The organism is Streptomyces sp. NPDC058000, from assembly GCF_042886435.1.
Lineage (GTDB): Bacteria > Actinomycetota > Actinomycetes > Streptomycetales > Streptomycetaceae > Streptomyces.
Genome location: NZ_JBHVQS010000001.1, coordinates 132,901 through 155,909 on the forward strand (window position 1 = coordinate 132,901; position 23,009 = coordinate 155,909).

Here is a 23,009-nt window from a genome sequence, read left to right on the forward strand (position 1 = left end):
CGGCCCCCCTCCCGCCCAGGCGCGCGGACCACGGTCAGCGCATGACGCTCCGCCGCCGAAGCCGCGCCCACCAGCGCTGACGCACCGGCCCCACACCGCCGCTCACTCGTGGCCACGCGCTCGCTCGTCGCCACATGTCACTCGATGCCGCGTGTCACTCGTTGTCGAACTCTTCCAGCACCGTCGCGCCCAGTTCGCGCACGATCAGCTCGTGCCCGCTCAGCGCCGAGTCGACGAGATCCGGGTCGTCCTCCGCCGGCATGTCGTACTCGATCGACATCGGGGGCTCCGGCGCGGTGTACGAGGGCTCCGGAGCCGGTCCGCCCTGGCCGCCGCCCGTGGACGGCGACGAGGCCACCGCCTCGCGCGCCATCCGGGCACCCTGACCGCCACCGGATCCGGCACCGCCCGACCCGTACGACTCGGGCGCCGCCGGGGCGCTCTGCCGGGCCGGGGCCTGCGGCGCCGCCGGCTGCGGCGCACCGCCCCCGCCACCGAAGCCGCCTCCGCCGCCCCGGGCACCGCCGGCCGGCGGATTGGCGCCACCGGACGGATCGACGATCGCCTCGACCCGCCACTGCAACTGGAAGTGCTCGGCGAGCACCTCCTTGAGGACGTCCTCGCTGCCGCCGTTGGCGAAGCTGTCCCGGGCCCCGGCGTTGGGGAACCCGATCTGCAACGTGGTGCCGTCGAAGCCGGAGACCTGGGCGTTCTGGCTCAGCAGGATCCAGGTGAAGCGCCGGCGGCCCTTGACCGCGTCCAGGATCTGCGGCCAGAGCTGCCGCACCTGTGCGGCACCCTGCGCCGCCCCACCGGGCACCGGCCCACCGGACACCGGCTGACCGGGCCCCACCGGGGCGGGAGCGCCACCGCCGCTGGACACGGGCGCACCGCCGGCCTGCGCGGGGGCACCGCTGCCGACCCCGGGCGCACCGGCCCCGGACGCCGCAGGCGCCTCGGACGCCGCCGGTCCGCCCTGCCCGGGCGCCACGGCCGACGGCCAGCTGCCGGGCTGCCGCGCCGCAGCGCCCTGCCCGGCGCCCGCCGCACCGGCACCGCGGCTGCCACCGGGCCACGCTCCGGGCCGCGCCGCGCCGCCCTGCGGTGCGGCCGCCGGCCCGGCCTCCTGGCCGCCCTGCGCACCGGTCTGCGCCTCACCGTAGGCACCGCCCCCGGCCGGCCCCGCACCCGCGTCCCCGCCGGGCCCGGGAGCAGCCGGAGCGGCAGGGCCGGCAGGCGCAACGGCCCCCGCAGGGCCCACCCCCGGGCCCCCGCCGGGCGTCGGAGCCGCACCCGAGGCCGCCCCTGCGCCCGGGCCGCCCGTCGTTCCGCGCACCGCGGCCCGCGCCGCCGCCGGTCCGGACGGCCCGGACGGTCCGGCGGCCGGCATCGGCGGATGGGCCTCCGCGCCCGGCGCATACGCGACCGCGGGCCCACCGGACTCCACCATCGCCCCGCCGGGACCAACGCCCCCCATGCCACCGGCGCCACCGGCCGCCCCTAGCCCGCCGCCCAGCGCCATCACCGCCGCACCGGCGCCGATCCCGCGCTCCAGGCGGTCCAGCCGCGCCTGCATCGACCGCTCGTCGTCGTACGCCGCGGGGAGCAGCACCCGGGCGCAGATCAGCTCCAGCTGGAGCCGCGGAGAGGTGGCCCCGCGCATCTCCGTCAGACCGGCATTGACCAGGTCGGCGGCGCGGCTCAGCTCGGCCGCCCCGAACACGGACGCCTGCGCCGTCATCCGCTCCACGACATCGACCGGGGCGTCGATCAGCCCCTTCTCCGCGGCGTCCGGCACCGCCGCCAGGATCACCAGGTCCCGCAGCCGCTCCAGCAGGTCGGCCACGAACCGCCGCGGATCGTTCCCGCCCTCGATGACCCGGTCGACGACCTCGAAGGCGGCCGCCCCGTCCCCGGCCGCGAACGCCTCCACGACGGAATCCAGCAGCGACCCGTCCGTGTACCCCAGCAGCGACGTCGCCATGGCATACGTCACACCGCCCTCACCGGCACCGGCGAGCAGCTGGTCCATCACCGACATCGAGTCACGCACCGAACCGGCACCGGCCCGCACCACCAGCGGCAGCACGCCGTCCTCGACCGGGATCTCCTCCCGCCCGCACACCTCCGCGAGGTACTCCCGCAGCGTCCCGGGCGGCACCAGCCGGAACGGATAGTGGTGCGTACGCGACCGGATCGTCCCGATGACCTTCTCGGGCTCGGTCGTGGCGAAGATGAACTTCAGATGCTCCGGCGGCTCCTCGACGACCTTCAGCAGGGCGTTGAACCCCGCCGAGGTCACCATGTGCGCCTCGTCGATGATGTAGATCTTGTACCGGCTGCTGGCCGGCCCGAAGAACGCCTTCTCTCGCAGCTCACGCGCGTCGTCGACACCACCGTGCGACGCCGCGTCGATCTCGATCACATCGATCGAGCCCCGGCCGTTCCGTGCCAGGTCCACGCACGAGTGGCACTTCCCGCACGGCGTCGGAGTGGGACCTTCCTCACAGTTCAAACAGCGCGCCAGGATCCGCGCGCTCGTCGTCTTGCCACAGCCGCGCGGCCCACTGAACAGATACGCGTGGTTGACCCGGTTGTTCCGCAACGCCTGCTGCAGCGGGTCGGTCACGTGCTCTTGCCCGATGACCTCGGCGAAGGACTCGGGGCGGTAGCGGCGGTACAGCGCAAGGGACGACACGCATACGACGATATCGGGCTCCGCTGACAACCGGCCGTCCCCAAGCTCTCGGCTCCGCTTGAGCAGGGGAGGCCCCATCCGCAAACGCAAGCGCCCCTCACGCACCCGCCAGAGCCGACCTACCCTTGCTGCCTTCCGGCCCTGGGGGATTTCAGTCAGATAGCGCCACGTGAGGGGCTGAGCCCCACATTAGCGGATCCCCGCCCCAAGAAACGACCCAGCCCCCCACCGGCCTCTTCCTCACCCCCTCCCCGCCCCCTCGGCCACCCCTCCCGCCGGATCATGTTCGCGAGCACCCCCCGACGTCTTGTATTGTTTGCGGCGGAGGATTCGCCTAGTGGCCTAGGGCGCACGCTTGGAAAGCGTGTTGGGGGCAACCCCTCACGAGTTCGAATCTCGTATCCTCCGCCAGTGCTCTCACCGGGCACGATGTCGAAGGGCCCCACCGTTCGCGGTGGGGCCCTTCGACGTTCCTCAGCCCTCGTTGTCGGTGGTCCGAGGTACCTCGCGCGCATCCTCGCGGCGCCGCCCGGCTCCCACCCCAATGATCTGGTCGATGACCCGGTCCGGGACGCCCAGCAGCCTCAGCACCGTTCCGGCGGTGTGACGGGCGTCATGAAGCCGGCTGTCGCGGACCTGAGCGGGGCCGCATGCGTGCCAGCAAGGGCGGGAGGAGGGCATGAGGAGGACATGGCGTGGCATGGCGGAAATTCGTGTTTGGGGTTTTCTCGGTCCGGTAAATTACCCCGCTCCTTCACGGCTGCCGATCGCCAAGCCCGATCGCCGCGGAACAGCTCACGCGTTCCACTGGTCACTCGATCTGTCCGATGCTCGATCTGCCCAATGATCTATCTATTCAACGATCGATCTGTTCAATGATTGATTTGCGGCCGTCGGTTTTGGGTGAGGTGGAAAGTCCCGGGCCGGCCCCCGGGTCACCTGAAGTTGCCGGCTCGGTCCAGATGTCGGTAGACGCCCAGGCCCCAGCCGCCCCCGGCGGATGCCACGGTCACCGGCGACGGCGCTCCGAAGTACTCCTCGCACGCCTTCATCACGCCCGGTGATTTCGGCTGCGCCGGATACTCGTCGTCCACCCCTGGTGCGGAGGCGTCCGCGTAGTCATCGAGGACGAGCACCGCCCCCGCCGAGAGGCGCGGTACGCAGGCACGCAGACACGTGAGGGTCGATGCGTACCGGTCGGCGTCCAGGTAGACGAACGCGATCCGCTCCGGTAGGTGGTGGGGCAGTGTCTGGTTGAACCAGCCCTCGTGGATGACGGGTTGGGGCAGTCCCCAGGTCTCGTGCAGGCTGCGCACCTCCGTGGCGCAGGCGGCGAACTCGCCGGCCGCCAGATGGTCGCCGTCGTGCGCTCCCGTTTCCGGTAGCCCCTGGAAGGCGTCGTAGGTGTGGATCACCCGGTCCGAACAGCCCTGTCCCTCCAGGATGGCCCGCATCCAGGCGGTCATCCCGCCGCGGAAGCAGCCGAACTCCACCACCGCCCCGGGGACGCCGGTGGCCACCACGCGCGACAACTCCCTTTCCACCACCGGCATCCGCCCCCGGTTGACGGTCCGCGGTTGCTCGCCCAGCAGGGCCTCCCGCAGCGCTCCACGAATATCCGTCATGTGCCACCGAACCTCTCCGCCATAGGAATGCCACCGCCACATCGTTCGACGTTGCTCGGCCCCGGCATTGTGCTTTCTCGCCATGCATGGGCAGCGGGACGCGCACAAAAACTCGCGGTTTCCCGCGCGACGGGGGCTGCGCGGCGTTTCCCGGAGTGGAGCGATATCGCGTCAGCTTCAACGTCAATGCGTCACTCGCCTCGTACGCCGTCGGGAGGATGTCGTTTCGGTCGTATGGCGGGTGAGACGGGGTGCGTCCCGAATTCGTGGATTCCGGGGCGGCGAAGGGCGGAACGGGCCGGCTTTCCGGGTGGGTGGGGCGTAAAGACCCAACTCGTCAACACCTCATGAGGAGTCGTAGCCTGGAGGTAGGCGGTTGATTCGGCTGGGGCGGCCGGCCGGGCGTCCGGGGCGCGGGCCGGAGCGTCGGGCGACGGAACGGTGAGCACCCATGGCAGTGGCGTACGAGCGGATCGCGGATGAGCTTCGTACTGCTATCCGTGGCGGCCGGCTGAGGCCCGGGGACCGGCTGCCGGCCGAGACGAAGCTCGCCGAGGAGTTCGGTCGTAGCGTGCCGACCGTCCGGGAGGCGCTGCGTGCGCTACGGGACGAGGGGCTCATCGAGAAGCAGCACGGCATCGGGAACTTCGTCCGCCGTCCGCGGGCTCTCGCGCGGCGCAGCAATCTTCGGCACCAGTGGGAGAAGGACCGGGCGCGGGCGCCACTGGAGCGGCGGGCGCAGACCGGGGCCACCGAGCACGACACCGGCCTCCGGGTCGGCGACCTGGTTTTCCGCGCGCGGTACCGCGAGATCGAGGCGACCACGGCCGTCGCGGAGGCGCTCGGCGTCCCCGAGGGCACGGCGCTGCTCCGGCGTAGTTACCGGACCCGGTGCACCGTCGAGAGCGCCCCGTTCAGCCTGGTCACCTCCTACCTCGTCCGCGACATGATCGCCGGCAATCCCGACCTCCTGGACGAGACCAAGGAGCCGTGGCCGGGAGGCTCGCAGAGCCAGCTCCATTCCGTCGGGATCGAGCTGGACCGCGTCGAGGAGCGTGTCACCGCCCGCCCGCCGACGCCCGAGGAAGCCGAAGAGCTGGAGTTGCCGCCCGGGACGTCGGTGCTGGTGCTCCGGAAGGTCTCCTACGACACCGATCGTCGCGCCGTGGACGTCACCGACGTCATCCTGCCCGGCGACCGCACGGAACTGGTCTTCACTACTCTCCTGGAAAGGTGGTGAGCCGTGCGTCGGCGCATCATCATCGTCACGGCCGTCCATGCCCCCTCCGCGCCGTATTTGCCGGACGCCTACGCGTCGCTCTGCCGGCAGGAGCTCCCTGAGGGGTGGGAGTGGCACTGGGTCGTCCAGGAGGACGGCACGAGTGCGGAGGTCGCTCCGCACGTTCCGGACGACCCGCGGGTGACTTTCCGCCAGGGGCGGCCCGGCGGCCCTGGCGTCGCGCGCACCATCGCCCTGGCGCAGGCGGAGGGCGAGTACGTCAAGGTCCTGGACGCCGACGACCAGTTGCCGCCCGGCGCGCTCGCCCGTGACCTGGCCGCGCTGGAAGGCGATCGCAGCCTCGGCTGGGCGACCTCGCGCGTCCTCGACCTGCTCCCCGACGGCTCCACCGTCGGTTTCGAGGGGGATCCGGCGCCCGGTCCGATCGAGCGCGGCGCGGTCCTCGACTTCTGGAAGGCCCACGACTACCTGGCGCCGGTCCACCCCGCGTCCCTGTGTGTCCGCCGCGATCTGCTCCTCGCTCTAGGGGGCTGGATGGCGCTCCCCGCCTCCGAGGACACGGGGTTGCTCCTGGCGTTGAACGCCACCAGTCGCGGCTGGTTCTCCTCCGAGGTGGGTCTCCTGTACCGGAAGTGGCCCGGGCAGGTGACCAGTCAGGCGTCGCACACCGATGCGGCCGAGCGGGACGCCCGGATGGCCGTTGTGGAGGCCCGGGCGCGTCAGCTGGCCCGCTTCGAGTGGCGTTTTCCGGCCAATGGATAGCTGGGTTCGGGGGGTTGGGGCGGGTCCGGTGCCGGTGGTGCCTTCGGTGTCGGCAGGGGGCGGCCGCTGGTGTGGGATGCGTCTCCTTGCTGTCCGTCGGGAGGTCTCGTAGCGTCGCGGACATGTCTTCCGCCGGGCTCCGTCCTCCGCCGTCCGAGACGCACTTGGTGCCCCCACCGTGGACGCCGCTGTTGTTGGCGTCCCGCTGGTGGGTCCGCCATGGGTGGGGCCTCGGCCTGAAGCGGTTGATGTTGCGCGAGTGGCTCGATGTGGGGCTGCGGCAGAACCCGCGCCGCGATCAGGTGGTGCGGACCCGGTACGGCTTCCGGGTCCGGGTCGCCACGACGGAGGATCTGATCCAGCGGTCGATCCTGGTGCACGGGTGCTGGGAGCCGCAGGTCAGCGCGTTCATCGCGGCGCGGCTGACCCCCGGCTCCGGGCTGGTGGACGTCGGGGCGAACCTGGGGTACTACTCCCTGCTCGCCGCGCAGTTGGTCGGCCCGGAGGGGATGGTGGTCGCGGTCGAGCCCGCCCCCGAGATGCACAGCGCGCTGCGGGCCAACATCGACCTGAACGGCTTCTCCCACGTGCGGGCGGTGCGGTGCGCCATCACGGCGGAGCCCGGCGAGGTCCGGCTGTTCGTCCCGCACGCCGGGAACCTCGGCGCCACGAGCCTGATCCAGCCCGACCGGCACGAGGCCGAGCTGCGGGTGCCGGGCCTCCCGATGACCGAGGCGGTGACCGCGGAGGAGTTCCGGCGGGCCCGGATCATCAAGATCGACGTCGAGGGGGCCGAAGGGACGGTGCTGGCCGGCCTGGTCCCGCTGCTCGACGAGCTGCCGGCGGACTGCGAGATCGTGGTCGAGGTCAGCCCGGACCGGCTGGCCGCCTGCGGGACGACCCCTGACGAGGTCCTGGCGCCCTTCCTGGCACACGGCCTGCACCCGTACCGCCTGGTCAACTCCTACATGCCGGAGGACTATCCGGCGATGCTGCGACAGCCGCGCCCCCCGGTCCGGGTGCGCGGACCGGTGACCGAGCAGATGGACCTGGTCCTGTCGCGGGTGGACGCGGACGCGCTCACCTGACTGGGCCGCGGCCCGGCCACCGCCCGGCTCAGTCACGGTCTCCGGCGCGGCCTCAGTCACAGTCTCCGGGCGCGGTAGCGGTCGAAAGGCAGGTCCAGCATGCGGATCGCGTTCCCGCGGAGCAGTTTGTAGGCCACGTCCTCCGGAAGGTGGCCCACGTGGTCGGCGGCCACCTCTTTCGTATGCGGCCAGGTCGAGTCGACGTGCGGGTAGTCGGTCTCGAAGGTCGCGTTGTCCACCCCGACGGTTTCGATCGCCTCGACCCCGTGCTTGTCGCGGAAGAAGCAGCAGAAGATCTGCCGGTAGTAGTACGTCGACGGTGGTTCCGGGATCAGGTCTTTCACCCCGCCCCACGCCCGGTGCTCCTCCCAGACGTCGTCGGCCCGCTCCAGGGCGTACGGGATCCAGCCCATCTGGCCCTCGCTGTAGGCGAGTTTGAGCCGCGGGAACTTCACCAGCACCCCGCTGAAGAGGAAGTCCATCATCGAGGCCATCGCGTTGTTGAAGGAGAGCGACGCCTGGACGGCGGGCGGTGCGTCCGGGGAGGCGGCCGGCATCTGCGACGACGAGCCGATGTGCATGTTCACGACCGTCCCGGTCTCTTCGCAGGCCGCGAAGAACGGGTCCCAGTAGCCGGAGTGGATGGACGGCAGGCCCAGGTAGGTGGGGATCTCGCTGAAGGTGACCGCCCGGACGCCGCGGGCGGCGTTGCGCCTGATCTCGGCGACGGCGAGGTCGATGTCCCAGAGGGGGATCAGGCACAGCGGGATGAGCCGGCCGCCGCTGTCACCGCACCACTCCTCCACCATCCAGTCGTTGTACGCCCGGACGCAGGCCAGTCCGACCTCCTTGTCCTCCGCCTCGGCGAAGGTCTGACCGCAGAACCGCGGGAAGGTCGGGAAGCAGAGCGACGCCTCGACGTGGTTGACGTCCATGTCCGCCAGGCGGGCCTTGGGGTCCCAGCAGCCGCGCCGCATCTGGTCGCGGGTGATGCCGTCGAGCGTCATCTCGTCGCGGGAGAAGCCGACGGCCGCGATGATGCGCTTGTACGGGAAGAGCAGCCCTTCGTACTCCCACCAGTCCGTGAGCTGGCCTTCCGGGTCCGTGGTGAAGCGGTACTTCCCGCCGACGTACGCCAGCTCGCCGATGCCGGCGGTGAACGGTTTCGGGCCGCGGTCGCGGTACTTCCGGGGCAGCCAGGTCTCGAAGAGGTGGGCCGGCTCGATCACGTGATCGTCCACGCTGATGATCCTCGGCAGCTCCGCGGTGCCGTTGGTGCTGCTGTTGCCGCTGGTCACGCTGTACCCCCAACTGCCGTGCCGGTGAGTCACGCCGGTCCGGAATCTGACGACCCATCAGTTCGGAGGTTAGGAGCTCACCCTTGCAACCACAAGGGAGGACCGGAAACTCGACCCCTTGCGCGATCGGCCGACCTCCGCTGAACTGACGGACCATCAGATAGCCAGGGAAGTGAGAGGGGCAGCTCGCATGCAGACGATCTGGCTCACCGGCGCCGAATGGCTCGCCGTCCTCCGCATCGGGCTCGGGCTGTGGTGGCTGGAGAGCTGGCGCCACAAGGACAAGAAGAGCTGGTTCGCCGGCGGCGGCATCGACTGGGCGGCCGGGGTCGCGGCCAAACACCGCTGGTCCGTGGTCCGGACGGGCTTCGACCGCGTCGTGAAGCCCCGGCCGCGACTGATGGCGTACGTGGTCGCCTACGCGGAGCTGGCGCTCGGGCTCGGCTTGATCGTCGGGCTGTTGACCCCCGTCGCTCTGATCGCCGGACTGGTGCTCAACCTGATCTACCTCGTCCTGATGATCCACGACTGGGCGGAGCAGGGGCAGAACCTGATGATGGCGCTGATCTCCGCGGTCGGCTTCTTCGCCGTGTGCTGGCAGAGCTGGTCGGTGGATGGCGCGTTGGGGTTGTTCATGTGACGGGGGTGTTCCCTGGGGCGGCGGGGGCGTTGCCTGGGGCGGGGGCGTTCCTGTGATGGGGCGTTCCTGTAGCGGGGTGCTGTTCCTGTAGCGGTGCTGTTCCTGTGGCGGGGCTGCCTCGTCCTACATCCAGCCGGCCGCCTCGGCTGCCGCTACGGCTGCCGCCTCGTCGGCGTCCGCCGTCCGGTTCAGCGCCTCGTCCCGGCCCCGCGCGGCCTGGCCAGCGGCTGCTCCACCGGTCATGGAAGCCTTGATGGCGGCGCGGTAGGCGACGTCCGAGAGGTCACCGGCCCCCGTGTGGGACTGCGCGACCTTGGCGACGACGGCGGCCGCCGCGGCGGCGTTCCGTGCGCAACGGGCGTCGGCCGCGGGGTCGAGGGGAAACCCGGGAAGGCGCGCGAGGGCCTGCGCGGACAGCCGGACGGCGTTGGCCGCCTTCGCGGTGGGGTCCTTCGGCACGACCTGCGCATCGTCCTCGGCGATACCGGCGTAACGGCACATCGCCGTGGCCCGGTCGATCGCGCTACGGCCGCGCGCCAGATGCCGCTTCCGCAAGGCGTCCCCGCAGGCCGCTGCCTCGCCGTGGCACCCTCCGCCCGCGTTTCGCGCGGGGTCGGGGTTCTGTGGCGCGTCGTCATGGGTTTCCCTCATGGCCGTCTCCTTGTCCGTCGAGCGCCGCGAAGGTGTCGGCCGGCCGGCGGGGTGCCGCGGCCTGCCGGACCGGCGGGCGCGGCCCGTGCCGTAGGCGCCCGGAAGGGTGCCACGTCCGCCGCGAACACACCAGAGTTGTGCGCGGGGCACGGAGGGGCGTCCCGTTGGTCGTGGGTGTGGTGGCCGCGTTCGAGGAGCAGCGCATACCGGCCGCCCTAGTGCCCTACGTCGGGCCTCCCCCCTGCGAACAGTTCCGCGTACAACCCGCCGTGGAGGAGGAGTTCGGTGTGGGTGCCCGATTCGGTGAGGTTGCCGTCGTCGAGGACGAGGATGCGGTCGGCGGTGGCGGCCAGGTCGAGGTCGTGGGTGATGACGAGGGTGGTGCGGCCGGCGGCGAGGCGGTGGAGGGGGGCGAGGATGCGCTGGGCTGCGAGGGTGTCGAGGCCGGTGGTGGGCTCGTCGAGGATGAGGACCGGGGCGTCGCGGAGCATGGCGCGGGCGATGGCGATGCGTTGCAGCTGGCCGCCGGAGAGGGCGGCGGTGGCGGGGGCGATGACCGTGGCGTAGCCGTCCGGGAGGGCGGTGACGAAGGCGTCGGCGTCGGCGGCCTGGGCGGCGTGGACGACTTCCTGGTGGGTCGGGTCGGGGCTCTCGCGGCCGCAGGCGATGTTGCGTTCGATGGTGTCGTGGAGGACGAGCGTCTCTTGGGGGAGCAGGGTGATGTTGCGTCGGAGGTCGGCGAGCGGGAGGCGGTCGACCGGGATGCCGTCGAGGCGGATGGTGCCGGCGTCCGGGTCGTAGAAGCGCAGCAGGAGCGCGGCGAGGGTGGACTTGCCGGCGCCGCTGGGGCCGGTGACGACCAGGAACTGGCCGGGGTGTGCGGTGAAGGAGAAGGCGTTGAGGGCGTTGTGGTGGGGGGAGTTGGGGTAGCGGAAGGTGACGTCGTCGGCGGTGAGCTCGCCGTGGGCGCGCTGCGGGAACGGGGTGGTGCGGGCGGGTGCCGGATCGGTGACGGCGGGTCGGGCGTCGAGGATCTCCAGCAGCCGGTCGGCGGCGGCGGTGGCGGCGGTCGCGGTCAGGCCCAGCTTGCCCAGGGAGCGGATCGGCGGGTAGAGGTAGCCGATGAAGGCGGCGAACGCGAGGAGCTGGCCGAGGGTCATCCGGCCGGCTGAGATCTCCCAGGCGCCCAGGCCGATGATGGCCAGTACGCAGAGTGTTTCCAGGATTTCGATGAGCTGGTCGTAGAGGGCGTTGAGGCGGGCGCTGGCGACGGAGGCGCGCAGCCAGCGGAGGGCTTCCCGTCCCAGGCGTTTCTCTTCGTCGCGCTGGCGGTTGTACGCCTGGGTGAGGACGACGTTGACCAGCGTTTCCTCGACGACGGAGGTGAGGGCGCCGTCGGCGGCCCGCTGGCGGCGGGAGACCTCGCGCAGCCGGCTGGTGAAGCGGCGGGTGGCGGCGAAGAAGATCGGGGCGGCGACGAAGGTGGCGAGCGCCAGTTCCCAGCGCAACAGGAGTGCGGCGGCGGCGTAGAAGAGCGTGCTGAAGACGGCCGCGCAGGCGCCCACCAGCCCGGACACCACGAGGCTTTCGATGGCGTCGACGTCACCGGTCAGCCGTTCCACGAGGTCACCGCGGCGGTTGCGTTGGAAGAAGTGTGGCGGCAGCTTCTGGAGATGGGTGAAGACGCGGGCACGGAGGCGCAACAGGAAGCGCTCCGCGGTCCAGGCGGCGAGGGAGTGGCCGAGATAGCCCACCACGGCGCCGATGACCGCGACCGCGAGCCAGATGCCGGCGGGGTGCCAGAAGGCACTGACCGAGCCCTTCGCCAGGGCGTGGTCGGTGAGTTGGGCGAAGATCAGGATCGTGACGGTCTCGGCGAGGGCGGCGAGGATGGCGCACAGTCCCACCAGCAGCATCCAGCGGCGGTCGCCCAGGGTCAGCGGCCAGAAGCGACGGAACGCCTCTACGGGGCCGACGTGGCGGGTCAGGATGGGGGCGTCGGCGGGGAGGTGGGTGGGCTGGGCGGTGCGCGGGCGTTCGGGGGCCGATGCGGGCGGTGCGGGCGGCGGGCCGGTGAGTGTGGCTGTCTTCGTCCCACGGCCGCGGGGCGTCGGCGTCTCCCGGTCGTTGGCCGTCCCCGCCGTACGTCCGTCGGCCGTCTTGGGGCCGCGGGCGCGGCGGGAGTTGCGCAGATGCATGGTCACGAGGTGTGGTGCGGGCCGGTGAACGGGGTGGGCAGCCCACGAGGCCGGCCCGCGTGCGATACGCGAGCCCGCCTCGGGCTGTGTCTCAGGTCTCTAGGCCCGAATCACATTTCACTGTCACTGGTCGTCAACTGTCGCCCGAAGGTGATGACAACAGATGAGGACAACAGGTCGGCTGGTCGGTTAGCAGAAGAAGTAGCCTCCACGGCCACCGCGACCACGGAAGCCATAGCCCCCGCGTCCGCCGTATCCGCCGTATCCGCCGCGTCCTCCGCGTCCTCCGCGTCCGCCGCCACCCCAGCCGCCACCACCGTGACGTCCGATGTCGTTAATGCGGTTGCGGGGGAAGAATGCCCTGAAGGTCATCTTCGCCTCCTGTGAGAGGAATGGCGCCGCGGCTCTCCCGGACCGTGCTCTGGTGGCGATTCGGCGCTCCCGTCGGGGCGTTCCCTGCGGTTCGTTCCGGCGGCACGTTCTCGCCGCGACACTTTCGACACTACGACGGACGTCCAGTGCCAACAAGTACCTTTCCGTGAAAATTCAGGCAAAACAGGCACGTCACTGTGGGTGGCCCGGCGCTTGCCGATGGTCCACGCGGGCCGGCCCGGAAGGCGGTGGCGGCGTCACGGGCGCCGCCTCCGGCGCATCAGGAACAGGGCCGCGGCCGAGGCGATGACCACGCTGCCGGTACCGACGCTGATCAGGACCTGCTGTACGCCGTCGAAGGCGAAGCTGGTGGCGACGTTGACGACGAGGGCGACGGCCAGTGCGCACCAGACCAGGGCTTTCAGGGCGTTCATCGGTGGCGTTCCTTCCGGGCGGGGGCCGGGTCCTGGGGCTGGGGCCGGGGACCTCAGGCGGTGCACAACAGGGCGTGGGGCGGGCGCGGTCAGCCGGTGCGGACGCCATGTCGGCAGCGGTGACCCTGTGCGCTCGACCCGTCCACCACGATGCCCGGCGCGCGGGCCGGCGACGAGGGAGCGCACACCCCGATCAGGGGTGTAGCGCGCTACACCCCCGGGGTTGGGGACCTGGCCCGACCGTGGGGAGCCGACCCGACCGTGCCCGCCGGTACCGTCGCCTAGCCTGTTGGCCATGGGGGGCGGGGCGGGGATGCGGGCAGCGGTACGGCGGGCGGCGTGTGCCACCGGGCAGTTGATGGCGGGGGCGGGGCTGGCGCTGCTGTCGTACCTGTTCCTGGCGGTGCTCCTGTTCACCGCCGTGGCGACGCTCATCGTGATCGGCGCCGGGGTGCTGCCCGAAACGGTGCTGATGCTGCGCGGGATGGCCGGGTTCAAGCGGCGCCGGGTGGCCGGCTGGACGGGCGAGCCGGTCCCCGCGGCGTATCTGCCGTTGCGCGGCGGGCTCGGCGAACGGGTGCGGACGGCACTGTCGGACCCCGGGACGGTGCGCGATCTGCGGTGGCTGGTGGTGCACTTCGGCTACGGCTGGCTACTGGCGTACGCCTGCCTGCCACTGTGGGCGCTCGGCCTGGTGGTTGACGGGGTGTGGTGCGGGCTGCTCAGGCGCCGGGCGGTGGTGCTGCCGCTGATCGGGCGGCTCGCCGACCTCGACGCGGCGTGGTCGCGGGCGCTGCTGACGCCGACACCGGAGGCCCTGCACACCGGCCGACTCGCGGAACGGGTCGAGGAACTGACCGTCACACGGGCCGGCGCGGTCGCCGCCCACGGCGCCGAACTACGGCGCATCGAACGGGATCTGCACGACGGCACACAGGCCCACTTGGTGGCGCTGTCCCTGCGGCTGGGGCTGGCGCGGCGGATGTACGACGCGGACCCGCAGGCCGCGCGCAGACTGCTGGACGACGCCCAGGACCAGGCCGAGGAGGCCCTCACCGAACTGCGGCACGTCGTCCGTGGCATCCATCCGCCGATCCTGACCGACCGTGGACTGGCCGGCGCGGTACGGGCGTTGGCGGCCGGCAGCGGTCTGACGGTGGAGGTGCGCGAGAGCGGCCGTACGGAGGCGCCGCGCGCCCCGGCGGCGGTGGAGGCGGCCGCGTACTTCGTGGTCGCGGAGGCGCTGACCAACGCGGCCAAGCACAGCGGGGCGGACCGGGCGGCGGTCGAACTCACCCGGGTGGCGGGGGCGTTGCGGGTCCGGGTGCGGGACGAGGGCCGGGGCGGTGCCCGTGAGGGGGGCACCGGGGCCGGCGCGGGCTCCGGCGCCGGCGGCACCGGGCTGCTCGGGATGCGCCGGCGGGTTGCCGCCCTCGACGGGACGATGGAGCTGGCGAGCCCGGTCGGCGGGCCGACCGTGATCGAAGTGGAGCTGCCGTGCGCGTGGTGATCGCCGAGGACAACGCCTTGTTGCGGGAGGGGCTGGTCCTGTTGCTGACCTCCGCAGGGCACGAAGTGGCGGCGGTCGCGGCCACCGGACCGGAGGTACTGCCGGCCCTGCTCACCCACCGGCCGGACGTGGCGGTGCTGGACGTGCGGATGCCGCCGGGGTTCCGGGACGAGGGGCTGCGGGCGGCGCTCGCGGCGCGCAGGGAACTGCCCGGGCTGCCGGTGCTGGTGCTGTCGCAGTACGTCGAGGAGACCTACGCCGCCGAGTTGCTGGGCGACGGCGCGGGCGGGGTCGGCTACTTGCTCAAGGACCGGGTGGGCCGGGTGGACGCCTTCTTGGACGCGTTGGAACGGGTCGCGGGCGGCGGTACGGCGCTGGACCCGGAAGTGGTCACCGAGTTGTTGACCCGCCGCCGGGACGATCCGCTGGACTCGCTGACGCCGCGCGAGCGCGAGGTGCTCCAGCTGATGGCGGAGGGCCGGGACAACACCACCATCGCGCGTCTGCTGGTGGTCTCGGACCGGGCCGTCAGCAAGCACATCGGCAACGTCTTCGCGAAGCTGGGGCTGCCGCCGAGCGACAGCGGGCACCGACGGGTACTGGCCGTGCTGGCGTATCTCAACCGGCGTACGGAGAAGGCGTAGGCGGGTCACCGGGCGGCCCGGTGACGGCGGGGGCCGGTGGCGGCAGGGGCCGGTCCGCGCGGCCCGGTCGGCCCGGTCGGGCTGGTCGGGCTGGTCGGGCTGGTCGGGCTGGTCGGCCCGACCAGGTACGAGGCGACCGCACCCCGCCGGCCCTCCCGGCCGGTACTCCCGGCCCGCATCGGCCAGTTGGAGCGCGGGCGCCCCGCCGGTCCGGTCACCCCACCGCGACCGCACCTGCCCCGTCACCCGACGACGCCCCCTGTTCCGGCCCCTCCTCGTCCCGGTCCGCCTGTCCCTGCTCCGCCCAGATGATCTTCCCGTTGGCCGTGTAGCGGGTGCCCCAGCGGCGGGTGAGCTGGGCGACGATCAGCAGCCCGCGGCCGCCCTCGTCGGTGGTCCGGGCGTGCCGCAGATGCGGGGCGGTGCTGCCGGTGTCGAAGACCTCGCAGATCAGGGCGGCTTCCTGGCGGATCAGCCGCAGGGTGATCGGGCCGCTGCCGTGCCGGATGGCGTTGGTGACCAGTTCGCTGACGACCAGTTCGGTGGTGAACCGCAGCGGCTCCAGCCCCCACTCCGTCAACTGCCGCCCGGCGAGGTTGCGGGCGCCGGCGACCACGGCCGGGTCGGTGCCCAGGTCCCAGGAGGCGACCTGGCTCGCGTCCAGGGCGTGCGTCCGGGCCAGCAGCAGCGCGGCGTCGTCGGACGGTGGGCCGGTGAGCAGCGCCGTCACCACGTTCCCGCCGATCTCCTGGAGCGTCGCGCCGGGCGCGGCGAGGGCCCCGCCCAGTCGGGCCATGCCCACCCCGATGTCCCGGTCGTAGGTCTCGATCAGGCCGTTGGTGTAGAGCGCCAGCAAACTGCCTTCGGCCAGCTCCAGTTCGGCCGGTTCGAAGGGCAGTGCGCCCAGGCCGAGCGGTGGTCCGGCGGGCAGGTCCGGGAACTCCACGGCGCCGTCCGGGGCGAGGACCGCGGGCGGCAGATGGCCGGCGCGGGCCATCGTGCAGCGCCGGCTGACCGGGTCGTACACGGCGTACAGGCAGGTGGCACCCAGGAAGCCCTGGAGGGTGGCGGCCGTCCCGTCGTCGAACGCCGCGCCGCCGTCGGTGACCGTCCCGTCGTCGGTGGCCGTCCCGTGGTCGGGCGCCGCGCCGCCGTCCCGGCGGGTCTCCATCAACCCGATCACCAAGTCGTCGAGCCGGGCGAGGAGTTCGTCCGGCGGCAGGTCCAGATTGGCCAGGGTCCGCACCGCGGTCCGCAGCCGGCCCATGCTGGCCGCGGCGTCGAGACCGTGCCCGACCACGTCCCCGACGACCAGCGCCACCCGCGCCCCCGACAGCGGGATCACGTCGAACCAGTCGCCGCCCACCCCGCTCGGCGCGTCCGCCGGGAAGTACCAGGACGCGACGTCCAGGGCCGCGCCGCCGGCCAACGCGTGCGGCAGCAGGTTGCGCTGCATCATCCGGGCCGCGGTGCGCTCGCGGGTGAACCGCCGCGCGTTGTCCAGGCAGACCGCGGCGCGGGCGACCAGCTCCTCGGCAAGGCGCACGTCGTCCGCGCCGAAGGGCCCCAGTCGCCGGGACCGGACGAAGGTCGCCGTGCCGAGGGTGATGCCGCGGGCCCGGACCGGCGCCACCATCGCCGACCGGAACCCGTAGGCGCGCACGATGTCGGCCCGCCGCGGGTCCTCGTTCACCCAGGGGCTGTCGGCGGCCAGCAGCGGTTCCACCACCGGTTCCCCCGACAGCAGGCAGCGCGCCACCGCCGACGACGGCGCCCGCCGGACCGCCTCGCCGACCGCCAGCCCGGCCTCCGGGCACCCCTCGCGGACCGACCGCTGCCCGGTCCGCCGCATCGTCGGGGTGCTGTCTACCGGCCCGGGGACCGGTTCCTCGCCGCGCAGCACGGAGTCCAGCAGATCGACCGCCACGAAGTCGGCCAGCGCCGGCACCGCCACGTCGGCCAGTTCCTGCGCGGTCCGCGTCACGTCGAGGGTGCTGCCGATCCGGGCGCTGGCGTCGTTCAGCAGCGCCAGCCCTTCCTGGGCCCGCCAGCGCTCGGTCACGTCGATGACCATGTACCAGATCCCCACGCACCGGTCGTGCGGGCCGGCCAGCCGGAAGAACGACGCCGAGTAGGCCCGTTCCTGCGTGGGATCGGCGTAGGTGGGGCTGCGGAACTCGTAGTCCATCACCGGGTGCCCGGTCTCCAGCACCCGCGTCATCCGCTCCTCGAACGCCTCCGCCTCCAGCCGCGGCAGCACCTCGCCCACCGTGCGTCCCAGCCGCTGCTCCAGCGGGATCAGGCGCTCCAGTACGGCGTTCACCCAGACGTAGCGCAGCTCGGTGTCGAGGACGGCCATGCCGACCGGCGCATGGGCCAGGAACGGTTCCAACATCAGCTGGTTCACCCCGCCGCCGGGGACCCGCCACTCCTCCAGGGCGACCACCGACCACCGCCCGGCCCCGACCGTCCCGTCGTCGGTCGCGGCGAGCACCGGCGACACCTGCACCGCGAGCTGGATCGCCCGCCCGTCCCGGTGCCGGGCCGCCACCGATCCGCTCCAGCCGTCCCCCGCCCAGTGCGCAACGGCGGCGACCCGCGCCGCGTCCCCCGGTACGGCCAGCAGCTCCACCGCGTCGTGCCCCAGGACCTCCGCCGCCGGGTACCCGAGCAGCCGTTCCGCCGCCCGGGTCCAGGAGACCACCGCCCCGCGCCCGTCCAGCTCGGCCGCGGCCGCCGTGGCGAGGTCGCAGGCCCGGCCCGGCCTCTCGTCCGCCCCGCCGCCCGGCCTCTCCGGCCGGTCATTCTCCGAGGTCATCGCATCGCCAGTCCGTCGCAGCCGGTTCTCTCCGGGGCGCTGTCGTCTCCGTGGCGCGGGTGCCGGTGCGGTCCGCCGCCGCGGGCGGGCGCTCGCCGGGCCGGTGGTCCACCGGCGCGCTCGGCGGTGTCGGGGCGCCCGCCGTGTCCTGCTCGCCGCGCCCGCACCCTGCCCACTACGCCCCGCCTTGCCCATTTTAGGAGCAATCCGAAGGCGAAGCGGAGGGAAGCGCCGCGGCAGAGGGGAGCGGAGGGGTGCCGCAGAGCCGATCAGTTCCCGCCGGGAACGGCCGCCTCCGGGCCCGCCCGCTCCGCGTGGCCCCGCTCCGTCACCACCCCGGCCCGCTTGTACGTCCGCAGCAGCAGGGCGGCTTCCGCGGCCGTGACGCCGTCGAGCGGGGCGAAGACACGGGCGGTGAAGGTGTGCAGGTCCTGGGTGGAGCGGTGGCTTGAGTAGCCCTGGACGTTGCTGTGGCCCGTGGTGAGCACGAGGTGGCGGACCTCGGGTTCGCGGGCGAGGCGGCGGACCGCCGCGTCCAGGAAGCGGTGTTCGACGGTGAGCCGGAAGCGGGCCTCGATCGGGAAGCCGAGGACCTCCGGTTCGGCGTGCAGCCGCAGGTGGAGGATGTGCGAGTCCATCAGGCGGGCCAGCCGGCGCCGGGCGGTGGTCTCACCGACGCAGAGTTCCTGCGCGAGGCGGGTCATGGGGGCGCGGGCGTCGCGCTCCAGGAGGGCCACCAGGCGACGGTCGAGGTCGTCGATGGTCGGCGGCGGGGGCAGCGTCCCGCCCTCCGCGATCCGGCGCCGGGTCGGGGTGGGTTCGTCGCCGTACGGGTCCCAGTCGGTGGCGGTCAGCAGCAGGCGCAGCACGACCGCGGTGTGGATGCCGGTGACGCCGGGGATGCGGGCGATCGGCCCGTCGACCAGGGAGAGCAGCTGGTCGGGGCCCGGCACGATCATCTCGGCGACGACCTCGGACGCGCCGGTGGCCACGTCCACCGCGCGGACGTCCGGCCGCCGGGCCAGTGCCAGCGCCGTCTCGTGCAGCCGGCCGGGGGCGCAGCGGACGGCGAGTTCGACGACCAGGCCCTCACCGAGGTGCTCGGGCACGAGGAAGGCCGTGAAGCGGACCAGGCCCGCGGCGATCAGCCGGTCGAGGCGACGGGCCACCGTCCGCTCGTGCACGCCGAGGCGCGCCCCGACGTCGGCGAAGGCGGCGCGCGGTTCACGGGCCAGGATGCGGATGACGGCGTGATCCAGCTCGTCCAAAACCACCGCGGCGCCGGCCGGGATGTCTGAATCCACCGATGACCACCTCTGGGATGCGGGTTCCGGGCCACCTGAGGGTCACATATGGACGAGGGTACGGCCGGCCCGCCACATTGATGCCCTGTTTCCGCCAGCGACGATCTTCCGCCCTACGGCGTTCCGTTGCGGAGGCTCCTCACCCCGGCCGCCCGGCGCCCCCGCCGCGCGCCCTCAGAGAACAGGTGCGGCACCGCCATGACCGAGCCCGGAACCACCCTCGACCCGTCCCCACCCGCCAGAACCCCCGGCCCGGCCGCCGCCGTGGCGACCGGAACCAGCCGGCCCACGGTCCCCACCTCCCCCGCGATCGTCCTCCACAACCCCGAGTTCACCCGCTACGGCACCACCCCCAGCGCCGACCGCGCCCTCCTGGACGGCGGCCTGGCCATGGCCTGGACGGCCCTCTCCCTGGCCCAGAGCACCCACCGCACCCGCCTCCTAGCCCACCTGGCAGCCCGCCACACCAACTGACCAACGCCACCCACCAGTTGGCCGGCAACGACGCGGGGGCTCCCGTTAGCCGCCCCGAGGCGGGCGGAAAGCAGGCCGCCCGCCCCGACCCCGCCCGAACCGCCAGCCGGGGACCTCAGGTCGGGCCCCGGCCGACCACCACCCCCACCGGCCCGCCGAACCGCACCACCCCCGCACCGTCAGACCGCACACAACGCGACCCCGCACGACTCACCACCGCCAGGAAGAGCACCGGCCGGGCCGACCACTCCACCCACACCCCACCGCAGTCGAGCGCCAGGCCGCACGGCTCCCCTCGATGCAACGCGGCCATGGCTCCCACGCGCCCGCCGCCCTCCGTCCCGCTCAACACCCGCCGCCGCGCCCGGCCAGCGAGTCCACCGGCCATCCTCCGCGCATCCGCCCCAATGACCCGCGCCGCCTGAGCCGGGCTGTCCACCGCGAGCGTCACCCACGACACGACGACCTCCGCGTCCAGCGACCGGTACACCACCCGCTCGCACCAGATCCCCGGCGTCCCCAGCCCCCGCGTCACGCCGCCACCTCCAGCGTCGCGACGACCGGCCGCGCCACCAGCGCATACGCGCACCCCTCACCATCAACCACCGTCAGCGCCACGGCACTTCCCCCGGCCAGCGCATCCACCGCCCCGTCGAACTCCCCCGCACCGTCCAGCCAGGCCCGCACCCCACCCTCGTACGGCGCCCCTAACTGCTGCGCCATGTGCACGGCCCGCCGCCGGACCCACCCCACCGCCCGACGCGGCGACGACGACGCCAGCCCGCCCAGCTCGATCGACGCACCGTCCGGACACCGCACCGTCACGTCGGCGCGATACCGCACGGCCCCTCCGGTACCGCCAACTCCGCCCACACGACCTTTCCGATGCCGTCCGCTGCCACGCCCCAACCACTTGCCAAGGCGTCCACCAGCACCAACCCACGCCCACATTCCGCGCCCTCCTCCACGATGTCGTTCACCACCGGCTTCTCCGCACTCCCATCCCGCACCTCCAGCCGCAGCCGTCCGCCCGAGAACCCGAACCGGACCCCGACCCACGCACCACCACCCGCCCCCTGCGCCCGCACCGCATTGGCAACCAACTCGGACACCAACAGCTCAGCGGTACCGACGAGTTCGCCCGCCACCCCCCATTGCCCCAACTGTCGCCGCAGCTCCCTACGGGCCCATCCGGCACTACGGGGCTCACTCGGTATCCGGTAAGCGACGCCGCCCGGGGCAGCGGAGACGAAGCGAGTCGAAACGGGCCGGGCGCGTGCGGACATGGCTATCCCCTCGGGGAGCGCGACTGGAGAGGCCCACACCACCGGGCACAGACGCCACAGCGTGAGCTGGTACGCACTCAACGTGACATCACCCGGCTACCTCGCGCAACCTAACTCAGGGAATTAATTCTCAAGAGCGACTACTCGCTACCCGAACTTGCCCAGGGAAGCCGCGCGCCCAGACACTGTGCACACGTGCTCACGGGAGGTAGTCGTGGCGAGCCAACAAGCCGGCAGGGAACGGAAGTCCACCGTCCTGGGCAGGAAGCTGGGCGGAGAGCTGCTGAAGCTCCGCACCGCGAAGGGCCTGACGCAGCCCCAGGCGGCGGCACACCTGACGGCTACCCAGACGAAGGTCGTCAAGATAGAGCGTGGCGTCGTCCCCGTCCGCGACCCTGACCTGCACGCACTGTGCGACTTGTACGGGGTGGAACGCCCCGGACCCGCCAGGGACCGTCTGCTCGCCCTCGCGAAGGCGGACCGCGAACGTCGACGGGCAAAGGGCTGGTGGGAGGAGTACACCGACCTCGGCGATCTCCAGGAATACATCCAGCTTGAGGCCGGAGCATCCAGGATCCGCACGTTCCAGAACCAGTTGATCCCTGGCCTGCTGCAAACGCCCGAGTACGCTCGCGCGGTCACCGCTGCCGATGACGTGTGGGAAGACCCCGACGAGATCGACCAGTTCGTGGCGGCACGAATCAGCAGGCAAGCCCGCCTGACCGAGGAAGTCCCCTTGAACTTCTGGGCGATCCTCTCCGAAGGCGCCCTACGTCAACAGGTCGGCGGCCCGACCGTCATGCAGGGGCAGTTGGAACGGCTCCTCGAAGCGTCCGCCATGCCCAACGTAAAGCTCCAGGTCTGGCCGTTCGAGGCTACCGCGCACGCCTCCATGACCGGACCGTTCGTGATCCTGGGCTTCGAGGAACCGGCCTCGTTGGACGTGGTCTACGTCGAGACCGCCGGCTCCAGGCTGTGGCTGGAGAGTGAAGACGACGCCCACCGGCATCGCGGGCTGTTCGATAGCGTGCGCAGGAAGGCGCTGTCCCCCGAGGACACTCGCGCACGGCTGTCCAGCCTGATCAAGGAGCACCGGTGACCGCATTCGAGTTCCGTAAGTCCAGCCACAGCGGTTCCCAGGGCGAGTGCGTCGAGGTAGCGCGCAACGTCCCGGGCTTCACGGCCGTACGCGACAGCAAGGACGCCTCGGGCCCCAAGGTACTCGTCGACGAGGGGGCCTGGGACTCGTTCATAGCGGCGCTGAAGAACGGCTGACGGGGAGGGCGCCCCACCTCTTCCGGCAAAGGCGCCGCCCCATGCGCTAACCGACCGGCAACCCCAACGACCGCAGTGTCCCCGGCGGGACGTCCACGCCGTCGAGTTCGTCCGCGAGGCGGAGCGCGTGGTCCGCGACGACGAGATCGTGCGGCACCGGCGGAATGTCGTCGCCGAGGCCGCGCAGAAACCCGGCGATCTTGCGCCAGGAATAGAACGCCGTACCTTCCGTCTCCACGTCCGGTTCCGGAAAACCGCCGGGGCCGCGCTGCCCGCGCGAGAGCTGCACCAAGGACTGGCGGCTGCGCCCACAGCGCTGCGCGGCTTCGCCCAGCGTCACCATGTCGTCGTGCCGGACGCCTACCGCGTGCAGCCCGGGAATGAGCCGGATGTTGCGGGCCACTTGGGCAACGGCGTCCAACAGCGTGGGGGCCTCAACGTCACAGGAGAGTTCTCGCAGTTCGGCCGCGTCGGGGCGGTGCGCGGCGTACTGCTGCGGGTCCGCGGGGCCCAGGACATACGCGACGGAGCCATCAGCAAAAGCATCGCAGTGGTCAAAGGCATCGGCCTGCTCCGGCGTAAGGGCCTGATTGAGCCGGAGGGTGAAACTCCACTCGGACACGGAAAACCCTTTCAGTGCTGATGGATGCTGACGAACCGGTCGATGCGCTTGGCCTCGTTACCGGGATTCT

Annotated in this window: 21 protein-coding genes, 1 tRNA gene, 1 other RNA gene and 1 pseudogene; 10 read left to right on the top strand and 14 right to left on the bottom strand. The window is 72.3% G+C overall.

Annotated elements, in window-relative coordinates:
• Nucleotides 1–154 precede the first annotated feature (154 nt).
• A complete protein-coding gene (locus tag ACFVT2_RS00610; protein ID WP_390010503.1) occupies nucleotides 155–2,698 on the bottom strand; it encodes a DNA polymerase III subunit gamma and tau in 2,544 nt (847 codons plus the stop codon).
• An 83-nt stretch (nucleotides 2,699–2,781) separates the two neighbouring features.
• Nucleotides 2,782–2,880, bottom strand: an RNA gene (gene ffs, locus ACFVT2_RS00615) — signal recognition particle sRNA small type.
• A gap of 141 nt (nucleotides 2,881–3,021) precedes the next feature.
• Here ffs and ACFVT2_RS00620 point away from each other — a divergent pair.
• Nucleotides 3,022–3,109 (top strand) — tRNA-Ser (locus tag ACFVT2_RS00620).
• Between the two features lie 89 nt (nucleotides 3,110–3,198).
• Here the strand turns inward: ACFVT2_RS00620 and ACFVT2_RS00625 are convergent.
• Nucleotides 3,199–3,340, bottom strand: a pseudogene (locus tag ACFVT2_RS00625) (site-specific integrase); the annotation flags it as partial.
• 293 nt (nucleotides 3,341–3,633) lie between these two features.
• Nucleotides 3,634–4,323, bottom strand: coding sequence for a TylF/MycF/NovP-related O-methyltransferase (locus ACFVT2_RS00630; protein WP_390010505.1), 690 nt, complete (start codon nucleotides 4,321–4,323; stop codon nucleotides 3,634–3,636).
• Between the two features lie 451 nt (nucleotides 4,324–4,774).
• Between ACFVT2_RS00630 and ACFVT2_RS00635 the strand changes: the two genes are divergently transcribed.
• The 3 genes from ACFVT2_RS00635 to ACFVT2_RS00645 all read left to right on the top strand — a co-directional run bounded on the left by ACFVT2_RS00635 (nucleotide 4,775) and on the right by ACFVT2_RS00645 (nucleotide 7,413).
• Nucleotides 4,775–5,563, top strand: a complete 789-nt coding sequence (locus tag ACFVT2_RS00635) for a GntR family transcriptional regulator (protein WP_390010507.1) — start codon at nucleotides 4,775–4,777, stop codon at nucleotides 5,561–5,563.
• A 3-nt stretch (nucleotides 5,564–5,566) separates the two neighbouring features.
• The gene (locus ACFVT2_RS00640) at nucleotides 5,567–6,325 is read left to right on the top strand and encodes a glycosyltransferase family 2 protein (protein ID WP_390010509.1); all 759 of its coding nucleotides are present in this window, start codon (nucleotides 5,567–5,569) and stop codon (nucleotides 6,323–6,325) included.
• 122 nt (nucleotides 6,326–6,447) lie between these two features.
• Nucleotides 6,448–7,413 carry an FkbM family methyltransferase gene (locus ACFVT2_RS00645; protein WP_390010511.1) on the top strand — a complete coding sequence of 322 codons (966 nt, stop codon included), beginning with the start codon at nucleotides 6,448–6,450 and terminating at the stop codon, nucleotides 7,411–7,413.
• A gap of 56 nt (nucleotides 7,414–7,469) precedes the next feature.
• On the opposite strand, the gene ACFVT2_RS00650 is transcribed toward ACFVT2_RS00645, so the two are convergent.
• Nucleotides 7,470–8,711 (bottom strand): amidohydrolase family protein, encoded by a 1,242-nt coding sequence (locus ACFVT2_RS00650; RefSeq protein WP_390010513.1) that lies wholly within the window; start codon nucleotides 8,709–8,711, stop codon nucleotides 7,470–7,472.
• A gap of 190 nt (nucleotides 8,712–8,901) precedes the next feature.
• Between ACFVT2_RS00650 and ACFVT2_RS00655 the strand changes: the two genes are divergently transcribed.
• On the top strand, nucleotides 8,902–9,351 hold the full coding sequence (locus ACFVT2_RS00655; RefSeq protein ID WP_390010515.1) for a DoxX family membrane protein: 450 nt from the start codon (nucleotides 8,902–8,904) through the stop codon (nucleotides 9,349–9,351).
• Between the two features lie 123 nt (nucleotides 9,352–9,474).
• Here ACFVT2_RS00655 and ACFVT2_RS00660 read toward each other — a convergent pair whose 3' ends face one another.
• The 3 genes from ACFVT2_RS00660 to ACFVT2_RS00670 form a co-directional block, all read right to left on the bottom strand.
• Complete coding sequence (locus ACFVT2_RS00660; RefSeq protein WP_390010517.1) at nucleotides 9,475–10,002, bottom strand: hypothetical protein; 528 nt, start codon at nucleotides 10,000–10,002, stop codon at nucleotides 9,475–9,477.
• A gap of 215 nt (nucleotides 10,003–10,217) precedes the next feature.
• Nucleotides 10,218–12,200, bottom strand: a complete 1,983-nt coding sequence (locus ACFVT2_RS00665; RefSeq protein ID WP_390010519.1) for an ABC transporter ATP-binding protein — start codon at nucleotides 12,198–12,200, stop codon at nucleotides 10,218–10,220.
• 629 nt (nucleotides 12,201–12,829) lie between these two features.
• A complete protein-coding gene (locus ACFVT2_RS00670) occupies nucleotides 12,830–13,006 on the bottom strand; it encodes a hypothetical protein (protein WP_390010521.1) in 177 nt (58 codons plus the stop codon).
• Between the two features lie 313 nt (nucleotides 13,007–13,319).
• On the opposite strand from ACFVT2_RS00670, the gene ACFVT2_RS00675 reads away from it, so the two are divergent.
• Both ACFVT2_RS00675 and ACFVT2_RS00680 read left to right on the top strand, forming a co-directional pair.
• Complete coding sequence (locus ACFVT2_RS00675; protein ID WP_390011193.1) at nucleotides 13,320–14,516, top strand: sensor histidine kinase; 1,197 nt, start codon at nucleotides 13,320–13,322, stop codon at nucleotides 14,514–14,516.
• Nucleotides 14,504–15,160, top strand: coding sequence for a LuxR C-terminal-related transcriptional regulator (locus tag ACFVT2_RS00680; protein ID WP_390010522.1), 657 nt, complete (start codon nucleotides 14,504–14,506; stop codon nucleotides 15,158–15,160). Before ACFVT2_RS00675 ends, ACFVT2_RS00680 begins: the two co-directional genes overlap by 13 nt.
• 214 nt (nucleotides 15,161–15,374) lie before the next feature.
• Here the strand turns inward: ACFVT2_RS00680 and ACFVT2_RS00685 are convergent, their stop codons facing one another.
• Complete coding sequence (locus ACFVT2_RS00685) at nucleotides 15,375–17,978, bottom strand: SpoIIE family protein phosphatase (RefSeq protein WP_390010524.1); 2,604 nt, start codon at nucleotides 17,976–17,978, stop codon at nucleotides 15,375–15,377.
• 269 nt (nucleotides 17,979–18,247) lie between these two features.
• The gene (locus tag ACFVT2_RS00690) at nucleotides 18,248–19,282 is read right to left on the bottom strand and encodes an Lrp/AsnC family transcriptional regulator (RefSeq protein ID WP_390010526.1); all 1,035 of its coding nucleotides are present in this window, start codon (nucleotides 19,280–19,282) and stop codon (nucleotides 18,248–18,250) included.
• Nucleotides 19,283–19,480: 198 nt separating this feature from the next.
• Here ACFVT2_RS00690 and ACFVT2_RS00695 point away from each other — a divergent pair, with 198 nt between their 5' ends.
• Nucleotides 19,481–19,756 (top strand): hypothetical protein, encoded by a 276-nt coding sequence (locus tag ACFVT2_RS00695; RefSeq protein WP_390010528.1) that lies wholly within the window; start codon nucleotides 19,481–19,483, stop codon nucleotides 19,754–19,756.
• 115 nt (nucleotides 19,757–19,871) lie between these two features.
• Here ACFVT2_RS00695 and ACFVT2_RS00700 read toward each other — a convergent pair whose 3' ends face one another.
• Genes ACFVT2_RS00700 through ACFVT2_RS00710 form a run of 3 tightly spaced genes read right to left on the bottom strand, consistent with a single transcriptional unit; the run spans nucleotide 19,872 to nucleotide 21,042 of the window.
• The gene (locus ACFVT2_RS00700) at nucleotides 19,872–20,291 is read right to left on the bottom strand and encodes a hypothetical protein (RefSeq protein WP_390010530.1); all 420 of its coding nucleotides are present in this window, start codon (nucleotides 20,289–20,291) and stop codon (nucleotides 19,872–19,874) included.
• Entirely contained in the window at nucleotides 20,288–20,599 is a 312-nt protein-coding gene (locus ACFVT2_RS00705) for a hypothetical protein (RefSeq protein ID WP_390010532.1), read from the bottom strand. Before ACFVT2_RS00705 ends, ACFVT2_RS00700 begins: the two co-directional genes overlap by 4 nt.
• Nucleotides 20,578–21,042, bottom strand: a complete 465-nt coding sequence (locus ACFVT2_RS00710; protein ID WP_390010534.1) for an ATP-binding protein — start codon at nucleotides 21,040–21,042, stop codon at nucleotides 20,578–20,580. Before ACFVT2_RS00710 ends, ACFVT2_RS00705 begins: the two co-directional genes overlap by 22 nt.
• A 214-nt stretch (nucleotides 21,043–21,256) precedes the next feature.
• On the opposite strand from ACFVT2_RS00710, the gene ACFVT2_RS00715 reads away from it, so the two are divergent.
• Both ACFVT2_RS00715 and ACFVT2_RS00720 read left to right on the top strand, forming a co-directional pair.
• Entirely contained in the window at nucleotides 21,257–22,141 is an 885-nt protein-coding gene (locus tag ACFVT2_RS00715) for a helix-turn-helix domain-containing protein (RefSeq protein ID WP_390010536.1), read from the top strand.
• Nucleotides 22,138–22,317: a DUF397 domain-containing protein gene (locus ACFVT2_RS00720; RefSeq protein WP_390010538.1), complete on the top strand. Its 180-nt coding sequence runs from the start codon at nucleotides 22,138–22,140 to the stop codon at nucleotides 22,315–22,317. Before ACFVT2_RS00715 ends, ACFVT2_RS00720 begins: the two co-directional genes overlap by 4 nt.
• Before the next feature lie 46 nt (nucleotides 22,318–22,363).
• Here ACFVT2_RS00720 and ACFVT2_RS00725 read toward each other — a convergent pair whose 3' ends face one another.
• On the bottom strand, nucleotides 22,364–22,939 hold the full coding sequence (locus ACFVT2_RS00725; RefSeq protein WP_390010540.1) for a hypothetical protein: 576 nt from the start codon (nucleotides 22,937–22,939) through the stop codon (nucleotides 22,364–22,366).
• Nucleotides 22,940–23,009: the final 70 nt, after the last annotated feature.

Bases quoted from the DNA above. Each gene is read 5' to 3' on its own strand.
- ACFVT2_RS00630 (WP_390010505.1), bottom strand. From the start codon at position 4,323: ATGACGGATATTCGTGGAGCGCTGCGGGAGGCCCTGCTGGGCGAGCAA.
- ACFVT2_RS00635 (WP_390010507.1), top strand. From the start codon at position 4,775: ATGGCAGTGGCGTACGAGCGGATCGCGGATGAGCTTCGTACTGCTATC.
- ACFVT2_RS00645 (WP_390010511.1), top strand. From the start codon at position 6,448: ATGTCTTCCGCCGGGCTCCGTCCTCCGCCGTCCGAGACGCACTTGGTG.
- ACFVT2_RS00655 (WP_390010515.1), top strand. From the start codon at position 8,902: ATGCAGACGATCTGGCTCACCGGCGCCGAATGGCTCGCCGTCCTCCGC.
- ACFVT2_RS00660 (WP_390010517.1), bottom strand. From the start codon at position 10,002: ATGAGGGAAACCCATGACGACGCGCCACAGAACCCCGACCCCGCGCGA.
- ACFVT2_RS00665 (WP_390010519.1), bottom strand. From the start codon at position 12,200: ATGCATCTGCGCAACTCCCGCCGCGCCCGCGGCCCCAAGACGGCCGAC.
- ACFVT2_RS00670 (WP_390010521.1), bottom strand. From the start codon at position 13,006: ATGAACGCCCTGAAAGCCCTGGTCTGGTGCGCACTGGCCGTCGCCCTC.
- ACFVT2_RS00675 (WP_390011193.1), top strand. From the start codon at position 13,320: ATGCGGGCAGCGGTACGGCGGGCGGCGTGTGCCACCGGGCAGTTGATG.
- ACFVT2_RS00685 (WP_390010524.1), bottom strand. From the start codon at position 17,978: ATGACCTCGGAGAATGACCGGCCGGAGAGGCCGGGCGGCGGGGCGGAC.
- ACFVT2_RS00695 (WP_390010528.1), top strand. From the start codon at position 19,481: ATGACCGAGCCCGGAACCACCCTCGACCCGTCCCCACCCGCCAGAACC.
- ACFVT2_RS00710 (WP_390010534.1), bottom strand. From the start codon at position 21,042: ATGTCCGCACGCGCCCGGCCCGTTTCGACTCGCTTCGTCTCCGCTGCC.